The sequence below is a fragment of the Sphingomonas flavalba genome (genome assembly GCF_004796535.1).
Classification (GTDB): Bacteria; Pseudomonadota; Alphaproteobacteria; order Sphingomonadales; family Sphingomonadaceae; genus Sphingomonas_L; species Sphingomonas_L flavalba.
Genome location: NZ_SPHY01000009.1, coordinates 125679 through 138550, shown reverse-complemented (window position 1 = coordinate 138550; position 12872 = coordinate 125679). Strand labels below are relative to the sequence as shown.

Sequence of the window (12872 nt, the reverse complement as noted above, 5' to 3'; positions counted from 1 at the left end):
ATTCGTCACGGAGCGCCAGTGTCCCTGCTCGCCATCCAGACCGCCGGCCCGCCGGCCCAGCAACCCGCGATTGCCGTGGCTTCGGCCGGGGGCGGCGACCTGTTCGCCGCGCTGGTCGCCGGGCTGACGGGCGCGGATGCCGGGCCGGACGCGGCGGCAGACGGCAAGCCGGTGCCGGTCGACCGGCAAGAGGCTGCCGATCCAGCGACGGCGTTGCCCGACGCCGAGGCGCTGCTGGCGATGATCGATACGAAGGCGGAGAGCGCCGACCCGGCGCCGGCCGATGACCAACTGCGTGCGACATTGCCGGACGCGGCGGTGCCGGCGGAAACGTCGGATGCCGACGCAACGCCGGTTGCGTGCGGCTGGACGCCGGTAAAGGCGTTCGTGCCCGCGAAGCCGCTGGTTGCGCTGCCGGCTAAGCCGCCGACTAAGATGCCCGCTCCGGTGCCCACCGAGCCCACCGAGCCGACCGGGAGCGGCGGGGATGCCGTGGTGGCGGATGCCAGGCCGGAAACGGCGCCGGCTGCATCGGATGCCGAGGCGGACGCGCCCGCCGATCCACCCGCCGATCCGGCCATGGATCCGATCGTGCCGCCGCCGGCGATTGCCGCGCCGGTAATGCCGCCGCCGGTCGTCGATGCCGATCCGGTGGTCGCTGTCACGCCGCCGCCACCGACGACGCCGGCGTCGGTGCGGACGGTGCTGCCCCTGGCTGTGCCCGTCACCGCCGATCCGGTGCCGGTCGCGGCCGTGGCGGTTTCGGAGGACAGCGTCGTTGCGGATAGCGCGCCGGTGGAGGCCAAGGCTCCGCCCGCCGCTGTCGCCGGGCAGCCGACCTCGTTGCCTCGGCAGCGGGCGCCGGGTGCCGCGCCGACGACGAGTGCCGCGCGCGCATCATCGATTCCCGCTTCTCCGCCGCGCAGCGATGCCGCCGCCGCCCAGATGCTGGCTGCGCTGGTCACCGGCGACAGCGGCGACCGGGCCGAGACCGAGCGGGCCGGCGATGCCTTCGCCCAGGCGCTGGGCGGCATCCGCGCGACGCTGACCGGGGCGCCGCCCCGCGTCGAGCCGCCGGTTGCCGTGCTGCGCGCGCCGCCACTCGACACCGGCCGGGCCGAATGGATCGAGGCGCTGGTCGACCGGATCGACGCACAGCGCGCCGAGGGCAGTCGCATCGCCCATCTGAAGCTGCGCCCCGACGCGCTGGGCGGTGTCGAGGTCAGGATCCGGCATGACGGCGACCGTATCCACGTCGCCTTCGCCACCGAGACCGCGCAGGCGCGCAGTCTGCTGGCCGATGCCGCGCCGCGACTGGCCGAACTGGCCGACGCGCGCGGGCTGAAGCTGGGCGACACCGGCGTCCAGCAGCAGGACCGGCAGGCTTCGGACCAGCGCCGTACCGTGCCTGAACGCATTCCCGCCGCGCCGGCCCCGGCCGCCGTGGCGCCCGCAACCGACGACGCGGGCCCGAGCGGCCGCATCGCCTGAACCGCAACCGATGATCGAGGACCAGAACCGTGAGTGAAGACGCCAAGACCGAGACGCCCGTGAAGAAGAAGAGCAAGATGCTGAAGCTGCTGCTCGCCGGGGTCGGCGTGGCCGCGCTGGTCGGCGGTGGCGCCGGTGCCGGGCTCTATTTCGCCAATGGCGGGCTGGCCGGCGGAGGCAAGGCAGCCAAGCCGGACCAGCCGCAGTTGGTGCTGAAGGGCGAGCAGAAGGCGGCGGAGGCCGAAGAAGGCGGCGACCACGGCGCCGCGCCGGCGAAGGGCGAGGGCGGCGAGGGCGGGTCGAAATACGCGTCGACCTACTACCAGCTGGAGAAGGAGTTCACGTCCAACCTGCGCAACAGCGCGCATTTCATCCAGATTGGACTTGCGGTTTCGACCAATTACGACGGCCGCGTCATCAAGAATGTCGAAGCCAACGAACTGGCGGTGCGGTCCGCCGTGCTGATGACGCTGAGCGACACCGACGAGGCACAGGTGTTCACGCCGGAGGGCAAGCGCCAGCTCCAGGGGCGGCTGGTCGCCTCGATCAACCAGGTCCTGAAAGAAAAAGAGGGATTCGGCGGTATCGGTAACGTCTATTTTACCAATTTTATCGTTCAGTAACCATAACGAGTGGGGGCGAACGATAGCCGATGCTGAAGGAAGAGACTGCGCCCGGCGATGACGCCAAGACGCCGCGCCACGCGGCAGTGCTTGGCGGCGCCGGGCCGCGCAACGCGCTGGGCGACCTGCATGCGCTGCAGACGCTGAGCGGCCATTTCGCCCGTTCGCTGCGCCACCTGCTTGAACCGATGCTGCGCCGGCCGGTGCGGATCGCCGCCGAGCCGCTGAGCGTCGTCCGCCTCGACGCCTATCTCGACGGGCGCGGCGATGCGCTAGCGGCCTATGCGCTGATCACCATGCCGCCGCTGGCCGGCCATGCGGTCGCCGTCATCGACGGGCCGATGGTGTTCGAACTGCTTGACTTGTTCTACGGCGGCACCGGCCAGGTACCGTCGCCGCTGCCGGCCGAACTGCCGGCGAGCGCCGAGGCGATCATCCGCCGGATCGGCAGGGGCATCGCCGAGCGGCTGGCCGCGACCTGGGGCGAAGTCGCCCAGATCGCCTTCGCCTTCGAGCGGTTCGAGACCAATCCGGTGATGATCCCCGACATCGACGGCGAGGACCGTGTCGTCGCTACCCGTTTCGCGATCGCACTGGCCGACAGCCGGTCGGTGGCGATCGATATCCTTTATCCGGCGGCGGCGCTGAAGCCGGTGGCCGGGGCGCTCGGCGCCCGGGTCAAGGGCAAGCGCGGCGGCGACCCGGCATGGTTTTCCGGCCTGACCCGCGCGGTGATGGAAGTGAAGCTGCCGGTGCGGTCGGTGCTGGCGGAGCCGGTGATCCAGCTATCGCGGCTGGTCGCGCTGAAGCCCGGCGACATCATCCCGATCAGCTTCGGGCCCGAAATTCCGCTGTTCGTTGCCGACAACCGCTTCGCACGCGGCTCCGTCGGCGCCGCCAACGGCCGTGCCGCGCTGCGCGTCGCGCGGATCGAAACCTTGCCAGATGAGGACATAGCATGAGTGACATGAGCGGTGCCTTCCCGGTCGATACCGGGGTTGCGGCCAATTTCCGCCTGCTGCAGGACGTCGACGTCCGCCTGTCGGTGGAGGTCGGGGCGACCAACCTGAAGCTGCGCGAGCTGCTGGCGATCGGCGAATCGAGCGTCGTCGAGCTGGACCGCCACGCCAACGAGCTGCTCGACGTGCTGGTCAACGGCACGCTGATCGGCCGGGGCGAGGTGGTGACGGTCGGCGACCGGTTCGGCATCCGCATCACCGAGCTTGCCGACCCGCAGGCGGCGACCACGGTCCAGCCGTGATCTGGACCTACCTGCTGAAACTGGTGCTGCTGCTGCCGCTGGTCTGCGGGCTGCTGTTCGGCTGCCTGTGGGTGTGGCGCAAGCTGGAGACCCGCCTGCCGGGCGCGAGCGGCGACCGGATGATGGCGGTCAAGGAAACGATGATCGTGTCGCCGGGCCTGCGCCTGGCGGTGATCGAGTTCGAGGGGCGCAAGCTGCTGGTCGCCGTCGGGCGCGGCGGCGTGACCCTGATCGACAAGGCCGAGTGAGGCGATGTCCGACCGAATGATGCCGCTTGGTGGCGTGCCTGCTTTTGCCAGCCTTTCCAGGGTTAGGGGGCTGGAGCCTTCTTCTGCTGTTCGTCCCTCGACTGCGCTCGGGATGGACGGGGCTGGGGCCTTCTTTCATTGTGCGTCCCTCGACTGCGCTCGGGATGGATGGGGCTGGGGCCTTCTTTCATTGTGCGTCCCTCGGCTGTGCTCCGGATGGACGGGTGCGGGAGCCTGGCTGCGGTGGGGCGTGGTGCTGGCTTTGCTGCTGGCGGCGCTGGTGATTGCGGGGCCGGCGTTCGCGCAGGCGGCGCCGGTGGTACCGGCCGCGCCGGCCGCGCCGGGAGTGGCGGACGCGCTCGATCGGGCGATGGGCCAACTGGGCGGCAAGGAAGCGCCGATGGCGCTGTCGCTGCAGATCCTGATCCTGATGTCGCTGCTGACGGTACTGCCGTCGCTGCTGTTGATGATGACCAGTTTCACCCGGATCATCATCGTCTTGTCGATCCTGCGCCAGGCGCTTGGCCTGCAGCAGACGCCGCCCAACCAGGTGCTGGCCGGCCTCGCGCTGTTCCTGACCCTGTTCGTGATGGCGCCGACGCTGAGCCAGGTGAACAAGACGGCGATCGAGCCTTACGCCGCCGACCGGATCGGCGCGACCGAGATGGTCGAGCGCAGCGGCGACGTGCTCCACGGCTTCATGTTGAAGCAGACGCGGGTCAAGGACGTGACGATGTTCGCCAACATCGCCAAGGTCGGACCGTTCGCCAAGCCGCAGGACGTGCCGTTCTCCGTACTGCTGCCGGCCTTCGTCACGTCCGAGTTGAAGACGGCGTTCCAGATCGGTTTCCTGATCTTCCTGCCGTTCCTGGTCATCGACCTGGCGGTCGCGTCGATCCTGATGGCGCTGGGCATGATGATGCTGTCGCCGACGATCATATCGCTGCCGTTCAAGCTGCTGCTGTTCGTCCTCGTCGACGGCTGGGCGCTGACGATGGGATCGCTTGCCGGCAGTTTCGTGAGTTAGCCGGGCGATGGACGCGAGCTATTTCCTGACCGTCGCGCGCGAGGCGCTGTGGGTACTGGCGCTGGCGACGGCGCCGGTGCTGATCCCGGCGCTGCTCGCCGGCCTGCTGCTCGGCATGGTGCAGGCGGCGACGTCGATCAACGAGCAGACGCTGAGCTTCGTGCCGAAGCTGGCGGTCGTCGCTTTCTCGCTGGTCATCTTCGGCGGGATGATCATGGGGTTGCTGACCGACTTCACCGTGTCGATCTTCGACCGCATACCGGACCTCGTGCGCTAGCGATGCTCGGCCTCGGCCTGCCTTCGGTCGAACCGGGCCTGTGGGCGCTGCTGTTCGTGATGGTGCGGATCGGCGCGGCGTTCATCGCGGCGCCGGTGTTCGGGGCGGTCGCGGTGCCGGTACAGGTCCGCATCCTCTTGGCCGCCGGGATCGGCGTGCTGGTGGTCAACAACGTGCAACTAACGCCGCCCGGGCAGGTATTCGCCCTCGCGACCATCCTGGCGGTGGCGCAGGAGGCGCTGGTCGGGCTGGCGCTTGGCTTCATCATCCAGATCGCCTTTGCCGGGCCGCTGATCGCCAGCGAGGCGATCGGCACGACGATGGGCATCGGCTTCGCCAGCGCCGTCGACCCGCAGAACGGCCAGGCGACCCCGGCGCTCGGCCAGTTCATGGCGATCGTTCTGACCCTGCTGTTCCTCGCCGCCGACGGGCATCTTGTCCTCGTCGACCTGCTGGTGCGCAGCTACGGCGTGTTGCCGCCGGGCGGCGCCTGGCTGGAGGCGGGGCGGCTGCAGGCGATCGCGCTGTTCGGCGGCTATGCCTTTGCCGCCGGGCTGCTGCTGGCGCTGCCGGTCGGCTTCATCCTGCTGTGCCTGAACCTGATCGTCGGCATGCTGTCGCGTTCCGCTCCGGCGCTGAACCTGTTCGCCATCGGCCTGCCGGCCAGCTTGGTCATCGGCATCGTCGCACTGGCGATCGCCTTCCCGGTCATCGGTGACTATATGGGCACCATCGTCCGCGAAGGATTGCAGGCCGCCCAGACGCTGGTGCTCGGCTGATGGCGGAGGATTTCGGCGAAAAGACAGAGGCACCGACACCGAAGCGGCGCAACGACGCCATCGAAAAGGGCGAGGTGCTGCGCTCCAAGGAGTTCGCGACCGCCGCCGTCGTTCTGGTCGGCTGCGCCTGGCTGGCGTTCGCCGGGCCGTCGCTGATCGCCGCGCTGAAGGCGGTGATGATCGAAAGCCTGCGTTTCGGGCGCGGCGACATCGACGATTTCCAGCCGCTGCGCCCGCTGCTCGCCACCGGGCTGAAGCTGGCGCCATCGCTGGCCGCGCTGTTCGGGCTGACCATGGCCGCGGCGGTGCTGAGCCAGGCCGGGCTGGGGCCGACGCGGTTCAACATGTCGCTGCTGGCGTTCAAGGGATCGCGGATCAACCCGGGCAGCGGCCTGAAGCGCATATTCGGCATGCAGGGGCTGATCGAGCTGGGCAAGTCGCTGCTGAAGGTGCTGCTGCTCGGCGCGATCGGCGCCTGGCTGCTGTGGTCGGTGCGCAACGACGCGCTGGGGCTGGTCACCGGCAATATCGAGGGATCGGTCGCGGCGCTTGGCAACATGCTGGTCGTCGTGCTGCTGACCATGGCCGGTGGGCTGATGTTGATCGCCGGCGTCGACGTGCCGATCCAGATGATCCGCCTGTTCACCAAGCTGAAGATGAGCAAGAAGGAAATCCGCGACGAGCACAAGGAGGCCGAAGGCTCTCCCGAAATGAAGGCGGCGCTGCGCCGGCGCCAGCACGAGATATTGAAGGGCGGCGCGCGCAAGGCGGTGGGAGGCGCCCATGTCGTGCTGACCAACCCGACCCATTTCGCCGTCGCGCTGCGCTATGAGCGCGGGCGCGACGAGGTGCCGGTGGTTGTCGCCAAGGGGCGCGGTGCCACCGCCTTCGCGATCCGCGAACTGGCGGCGGAGCTGGGCAAGCCGGTGCTGGAATATCCGGCGCTGGCGCGCGCCGTCTATTACACCAGCCGCGAGGGGCAGCAGATCCGCGACGACCTGTATGTCGCGATCGCCACCGTGCTCGCCTTCGTCTTCGGCCTCAACCAGCGCGTTGGAGGCGCGCCGCCGAGCGTGCTGGTGCCGGACACGGCGCGCTTCGACGAAAACGGCGTGTTGCAGCGAAATTCCTAAAGATTCGCGCCGCGCGGCCGAATTGCGGGGGAGAGCAAGGCGAGAAGCATGACCACGACTTCGATCACCTCCGCGCTGGGCGTCGGCGCCGGCATCGACACCGCCAAGCTGGTGTCGGACCTGATATCCGCCCAGTTCGACGGCAAGGCCAAGGCGTTGGCCGACCAGGACAGCGCGCTGACCGCCCGGATTTCCGCGGTAAGCGCGTTGAAGAGCGGGATCAGCAGCTTCTCGACGTCGCTGAACAGCCTGCTCGCCAGCGGCATGCTGATGACCCAGCCAGTCAGTTCCGACACCGGCATCGTCACCAGTTCCGCGCTGGCCGGTGCCCATCTCGGCAATTTCGCCGCCGAGGTCGAGGTGCGCCAGCTTGCCGCCGGTCAGTTGCTGACCTCCGCCCCGGTGGCGGCGGGCCGGACCGCGCCGGTGGGCACCGGATCGCTGACCTTCACTTTCGGCGCGGCCAGTTGGGCGGACACCGCAATGACCGGCTTCGCCGCCGATCCGGACCGGGCGCCGGTGACGATCGCGATCGGCAGCGACAACAACAGCCTGGCCGGGATCGCCCAGGCGATCAATGCCGCCAATATCGGCGTTACCGCGACGATTGTCGCCGGCGAAGGTGGTGCGTCTCTGTCGCTGAAGGGGCCGACCGGGGCGGCGATGGCGTTCACCGTCGACGTCGCCGAGACGCCGGGGGACGAAGGGCTGGCGGCGCTGGCGTTCAACCCCGGCGCAGCCGGAATGACGCTGGGTCGCAAGGCGGTCGACAGCATCGTCGCGGTCGACGGCATCGTCGCCCAGCGCGCGACCAACAGCATCGACGACCTGATACCCGGCGTCCAGCTCAACCTGATCAAGGCGGCGGCGGGGACGACGGTGTCGCTGACCGCCAAGCGTCCGACCGACGCGATCGGCCAGGCGGTCAACGATTTCGCCAGCGCCTATAACGAGCTGAAGAGCCTGCTGAAGACCGATACCGACCCGAAGACCGGGATGCTGAACGGCGACCCGGCGGTGCGGGCGATGGCCCAGCGGCTGGCGACGCTGACATCCACCCAGTTGCTGGCCAACGTGCCGGCCGGCGCGCCCAAGACGCTGGCCGAGATCGGCGTCAGGACCAACCGGGACGGGACGCTGAGCGTCGACAGCGCCGCACTCAACAAGGCGCTGGCAAACTGGCCGGACGTGGTCGAGGCGATGTTCAACCCGTCGCAGACCAGCGCAAGCCCGCTGCTTTCCGTCACCTCGGCGCCGGGCAAGACGGCGCTTGGCACCTATGCGGTGACCGACGTCGTCGCGGCGGCGGGTGACCAGCCGGCATCCGGCATGATCGCTGGCAAACCGGCGACGGCGATCGGCGACCTGCTCTATGCGGCGGCGGATTCGGCCGCGGCCGGACTGGTGCTGAAAGTGTCCGGCAACGTGACGGCGACGACGGTGTCGATCGACCTCGGCCTGGGCGCGCTGATGGAGCAGCTTGCGGCGCAGATCACCAGCAAGACCGACGGGCTGGGTGCCAGCACCGATCGCTATACACGCCAGCGCGCGGCGCTGGCCGACCGGCAGGACGAATTGCAGACCCGGCAGGACCAGGCCCGCGAGCAGATGACCCGTCAGTTTGCGTCGATGGACGCGCGCGTTGCCGCCTACAAGGCGACCCAGAGCTTCCTTGAGCAGCAAGTGAAGATCTGGACCAACGCGAACGGCAACTGACATGTACGCGACACGCCTGCTCGCCGACCCCGGCGAAACCTATCGTCAGGTCGACATCAACAGCCGGATCAACGGCGCGTCGCCGCACGGGCTGATCTGCCTGCTGTTCGACGACTTGCTGCGCAGCCTGCGGCTGGGCGCGCTGGCCACCGAGCAGCGCGACCACCCGGCCAAGAGCGCCAATCTGACCAAGGCGCTGGCGCTGCTGTTCGCGCTGGAATCCGGGCTGGATTTCGAGCGTGGCGGCACGGTTGCCGAAACCCTGTCGCGCTTCTATCGCGGCGCCCGTGAGACGGTGATGGAGGCGAGCCTGGCCCTGGACGCGGAGCAGTTGCGCCGGGTGGCGACCAATGTCGCCGAGATCGCCGATAGCTGGCGGGCGATCGGCGCGCGGTGAGCCGCGCGGACTGTTCCGTAAAAGGATATTGTGGAACAGGGGCTTGACGTATTCGCCGCGCGACGCTTCACATGCGACCCCCACGTGACGGAGGTGCTCCTGCCGACCGGGAAAAGAGGCGAGCTTGGCATATAAGGTCCTGATAGTAGACGATCATCCGATGTGTGGCGCCGCGTTGGCCATGGCGACACGCGCGGTCGACCCTTCGGCCGTCGTCGAACAAGTCGGGACTTTGGGCGAGGCGGAGGCCAAGGCGAAGGCGGAACCTTTCGATCTGGTGCTGCTCGACCTGATGCTGCCGGACGTTGCCGGAATGGGTGGATTGATGCTGGTGCGCCACGTCCTGCCCAAGGCGACGGTGGCGGTGGTGTCGAGCCGCGAGGACCCCGCGGTCATCCGGCGAGCGGCGCATTACGGCGCCAGAGGGTTCATCCCCAAGTCCGCCGCGATGAGCGACATGATCGAATCGCTGCGCCAGCTTGTCGGCGGCGAGGCCGCCTTCCCCGGCACCGTGCTGGAGGACGACGCGCCGGATCCGGTGCTCGACAAGCTGTCGAGCCTGTCGGCGGCGCAACTGCGCGTGCTGCGGGCGATCGCCGGCGGGCGGCAGAACAAGCAGATCGCCTATGACCTGGGCATCGCCGAACCGACGGTGAAGTCGCATCTCGCCGCGATCTTCCGCAAGCTGGAAGTCAGCAACCGGACCCAGGCCGTGCTGCTCTACCGCTCGCTCGACGTTCAGCCGGACTGACCGGCGGCGGGACATGGGCATCGCCCGTCCTCCCGACCCCCAACCGGTGGCCCGCACGCCCGGCGTCGGGTTGGTCATCGCCGCCGGCATCGGCATGGCGGGCGGCCTGCTCAGCTTGCTGCCAACCAGCCAGAGCCATCTGGCGGTGCTGTGGCTGCCCAATGCGTTTCTGGTCGCGTTGCTTGTCATCCGCCCCGACCTGAAGCCGGTGCCGATCATCCTTGTCGGCTGTCTGGCGACCGCGCTCGCCAATATGGCGCGGGGCGAGATGCTGCTGCCGGCGCTGCTGATGGCGGCGGCCAATATCGCCAGCGTCGGCGTCAATCTGGCGGTGTTGCGGTGGCTGTTTCCACATGGCCCGTCCTTCGCGCGGCCGAGCTATATCCTGCGTATCGCGCTGGCGGCGCTGTTCGGCGGCGTCGTGTCGGCGCTGATCGGCGCGCCGACAATCGCCTATTATCACGACGAGGCGCTGCTGACCCAGTTCGGCCGCTGGCTGGTCTCCGACGGGCTGGCGATGATGCTGTTCGTGCCCCTGATCGTCCAGATCGCCGATTATCGCGCCGCGCCGCCGACCGAGCGCCCGCGCCTGTTCACCGTCGTCTGGGTGACCGCGCTGGTGCTGGCGGTGGCGGTCGCGGTGTTCAGCGTCGGTGCCGGGCCGACGCTGTACCTGCTGCCGCCGGCGGTGGTGGTGGCGACGCTGGTGCTGGGTCCGCTGGGCGCTGCGCTGGCGGTGGCGGCGTCGGCGGCGGTAGCGCTGCCGCTGACCCATATGGGCTATGGCCCGGCGGCGTTTCTTTACGACAGCTGGCCGCGACAACTGCAGTTCCTCGAACTCTATTGCGTGGTACTGATCCTGTCTTCGGCGCCGGTGGCCGGCAGCCTGGCGCATATCCGCCGCATCTCACGCGATCTGGAGGCGAGCCGCGAGCAGTTCAGCTCGCTGGTCGACAATCTGGGCGAGGTCATCTTCCGCACCGACCTGAAAGGGCGGATGACCCTGCTCAACCCGGCCTGGGAGCGGCTGACCGGCTATGGTGTCGAAGCGAGCTACGGCCGGTCCTTCCTGCGCTTCGTCGCGGCGAACGACCGGGCGGCGGTGCGCGAGGCGCTGTGGCCGCTGTTCGCCGGCCGCGCCGGGCAGTGCCGGGTGGAATTGCGCTGCCGCCGCCGCGACGGCGCGATCCGCTGGTGCGAGGTGACCGCCGAGAACGAACGCAGCCCCGACGGCGCGCTGCTCGGCGCCGCCGGCGCGATCCGCGACATCACCGCGCGCAAGGTCAGCGAAATAGCGCTGGCCGACAGCGAGCAGCGTTTCCGCACCATCGCCGAATACGTCACCGACGTGATCCTGAAGACCGACGCTGACACGGTCTGCTATTATGCGTCGCCGTCGATCCGCGAGGCGCTCGGCTATCGGCCGGAGAATATTGTCGGCCGGCCGCTGGCCGGGCTGATCCACCCCGACGACGTCGAGGGGCGGCGGCTGATCCGCGAGACGATTCTGCGCAACCCCGGGCGCGACACGACCCACCGGATGCGGGTGCGCCGCCAGGACGGAAGCTGGCTGTGGATGGAGGCGAAATCCCGGCTGATCGACATCGAGCCTGACGGACCCCGCGTGCTGTCGGTGCTGCGCGACGTCGAGCGGCACCAGCGGCTGGAGGCGGCGCTGGTTGCGGCACGCGACGCGGCAGAGGCGACGGCGCGGACGCGCAGCGATTTCCTGGCGATGATCAGCCATGAGATCCGCACGCCGATGACTGGCATCCTGGGCATGATCGGGCTGCTGCGCGATACTCGCTCGGCGGCCGAGCGCGGCCGTTTCATCGAGGCGCTGGAAGGATCATCGCGTACGCTGATGCGAATGCTGGACGACGTGCTGGATGTCGCCAAGCTGGAGGCGGGCGCCGTTCGCATCGAGGCGGCGCCGTTCGACCTGCGCGCGATGGTGCGGGAAGTGGTGTCGCTGTTCCAGAGCGGCGCGGCGGCGCGCGGCGTGGCGATCGTCACGCTGTTCGACGGACCGGAGCCGGCCGGGGTGATCGGCGATTCGACGCGGATTCGCCAGGTGCTCGGCAATCTCGTCGGCAATGCGGTGAAGTTCACCGCCGAAGGGCAGATCGAGGTTCGGGTACAATGGGCGCCGGGCGACCGCTGGCAATTCGCGGTGCGCGACCAGGGTATCGGCATCCCGAAAGCGGCGCTGGACACGATCTTCGAGCCGTTTGCCCAGGCCAATGCCGCGATTTCCGGCCGCTTTGGCGGAACCGGGCTGGGCCTGACGATAGCGCGGCGGCTGGTCGAGGCGCTGGGCGGCACGTTGTCCGCCGAAAGCGAAGTCGGTGCCGGATCCTGCTTCCGCTTCACGCTAACCCTGCCGGCGACGGGCGAGATCCCGATCCCTGCGGATGTCGTGCCGCTGGAGCCGCTGCACGAACGGCCGCTGTCACTGCTGGTCGCGGAGGATAACCCGGTCAACCGGCTGCTGATCGCTACGCTGTTGAAGCGAATGGGCCACCGGGCGGTGACCGTCGATGACGGTCATGCTGCGCTGACTGCCGCGCGGCAGGGGGGCTATGACGCGGTGCTGATGGACCTGCAGATGCCGCTGATGGACGGCATCGAAGCGGCACTGGCGATTCGCCAGATGCCGGGCACCCGCGGCGCCGTGCCGATCATCGCGATTACCGCCGACCCGCAGGTCGAGGCGCTGGACGGCTTTGCCGAGGCGGGGTTCCAAGCGATAATCGGCAAGCCGATCGACCGGACACGGTTGGCGGAGACGCTGGCGAAAATCGCCAGATTCAGCATCGAGCCGCCCGATATCGACCGGGTCGCGCTGGCCGAAGCGGCAGCGCTGGTCGGTAACGACGGGATGCGGCGGCTGCTCGAGTTGTTCCTGGCGGACGGCGCCGGACGGGCCGGGGTGCTGAAGGCGGCGCTGGCGGCCGACGACCTGGAAACCCTTCGCCGCGAGGCGCATGCGCTGGCTGGGGGAGCGAGCGCTGCCTGCGCCCGGCGGCTTGAAGCGTCGGCGCGGCGGACGATGCGGGCGGATTCGACGCTGGCGGACGCCGAAGCGCTGATGGCCGCGCTGAACAGCGCGGCGGCGGCCGTCCGCGCCGCGATGGACGAGCAGCACCCGGCTACCGCCGCACGATAG

13 protein-coding genes are annotated in these 12872 nt (G+C 69.2%); all 13 read left to right on the top strand.

What is annotated here, in order from left to right; all coding sequences use genetic code 11:
* Positions 1 to 18: 18 nt before the first annotated feature.
* The 13 genes from E4A53_RS10285 (at position 19) to E4A53_RS10225 (ending at position 12872) form a co-directional block, all read left to right on the top strand.
* Complete coding sequence (locus tag E4A53_RS10285; RefSeq protein ID WP_136163014.1) at positions 19 to 1491, top strand: flagellar hook-length control protein FliK; 1473 nt, start codon at positions 19 to 21, stop codon at positions 1489 to 1491.
* A 29-nt stretch (positions 1492 to 1520) separates the two neighbouring features.
* Positions 1521 to 2114 (top strand): flagellar basal body-associated FliL family protein, encoded by a 594-nt coding sequence (locus tag E4A53_RS10280; RefSeq protein WP_239018254.1) that lies wholly within the window; start codon positions 1521 to 1523, stop codon positions 2112 to 2114.
* Between the two features lie 29 nt (positions 2115 to 2143).
* Positions 2144 to 3076: a flagellar motor switch protein FliM gene (locus E4A53_RS10275; RefSeq protein ID WP_136163013.1), complete on the top strand. Its 933-nt coding sequence runs from the start codon at positions 2144 to 2146 to the stop codon at positions 3074 to 3076.
* The gene (gene fliN, locus E4A53_RS10270; protein ID WP_136163012.1) at positions 3073 to 3375 is read left to right on the top strand and encodes a flagellar motor switch protein FliN; all 303 of its coding nucleotides are present in this window, start codon (positions 3073 to 3075) and stop codon (positions 3373 to 3375) included. The genes E4A53_RS10275 and fliN overlap by 4 nt, the downstream gene beginning before the upstream one ends.
* A complete protein-coding gene (locus E4A53_RS10265) occupies positions 3372 to 3623 on the top strand; it encodes a flagellar biosynthetic protein FliO (RefSeq protein ID WP_136163011.1) in 252 nt (83 codons plus the stop codon). The genes fliN and E4A53_RS10265 overlap by 4 nt, the downstream gene beginning before the upstream one ends.
* A gap of 112 nt (positions 3624 to 3735) precedes the next feature.
* Positions 3736 to 4650, top strand: a complete 915-nt coding sequence (fliP, locus tag E4A53_RS10260; protein WP_136163010.1) for a flagellar type III secretion system pore protein FliP — start codon at positions 3736 to 3738, stop codon at positions 4648 to 4650.
* A gap of 7 nt (positions 4651 to 4657) precedes the next feature.
* Positions 4658 to 4927 (top strand): flagellar biosynthesis protein FliQ, encoded by a 270-nt coding sequence (fliQ, locus tag E4A53_RS10255; RefSeq protein WP_136163009.1) that lies wholly within the window; start codon positions 4658 to 4660, stop codon positions 4925 to 4927.
* A 2-nt stretch (positions 4928 to 4929) separates the two neighbouring features.
* Complete coding sequence (gene fliR, locus E4A53_RS10250) at positions 4930 to 5706, top strand: flagellar biosynthetic protein FliR (protein WP_168694360.1); 777 nt, start codon at positions 4930 to 4932, stop codon at positions 5704 to 5706.
* The gene (locus E4A53_RS10245) at positions 5706 to 6839 is read left to right on the top strand and encodes an EscU/YscU/HrcU family type III secretion system export apparatus switch protein (RefSeq protein WP_136163008.1); all 1134 of its coding nucleotides are present in this window, start codon (positions 5706 to 5708) and stop codon (positions 6837 to 6839) included. Before fliR ends, E4A53_RS10245 begins: the two co-directional genes overlap by 1 nt.
* 48 nt (positions 6840 to 6887) lie before the next feature.
* Positions 6888 to 8555: a flagellar filament capping protein FliD gene (gene fliD, locus E4A53_RS10240; RefSeq protein ID WP_136163007.1), complete on the top strand. Its 1668-nt coding sequence runs from the start codon at positions 6888 to 6890 to the stop codon at positions 8553 to 8555.
* A gap of 1 nt (position 8556) precedes the next feature.
* The gene (locus E4A53_RS10235) at positions 8557 to 8952 is read left to right on the top strand and encodes a flagellar export chaperone FliS (protein WP_136163006.1); all 396 of its coding nucleotides are present in this window, start codon (positions 8557 to 8559) and stop codon (positions 8950 to 8952) included.
* A gap of 124 nt (positions 8953 to 9076) precedes the next feature.
* Positions 9077 to 9703 (top strand): response regulator transcription factor, encoded by a 627-nt coding sequence (locus E4A53_RS10230; RefSeq protein WP_275401802.1) that lies wholly within the window; start codon positions 9077 to 9079, stop codon positions 9701 to 9703.
* A 46-nt stretch (positions 9704 to 9749) separates the two neighbouring features.
* Positions 9750 to 12872: a PAS domain S-box protein gene (locus E4A53_RS10225; protein ID WP_168694359.1), complete on the top strand. Its 3123-nt coding sequence runs from the start codon at positions 9750 to 9752 to the stop codon at positions 12870 to 12872.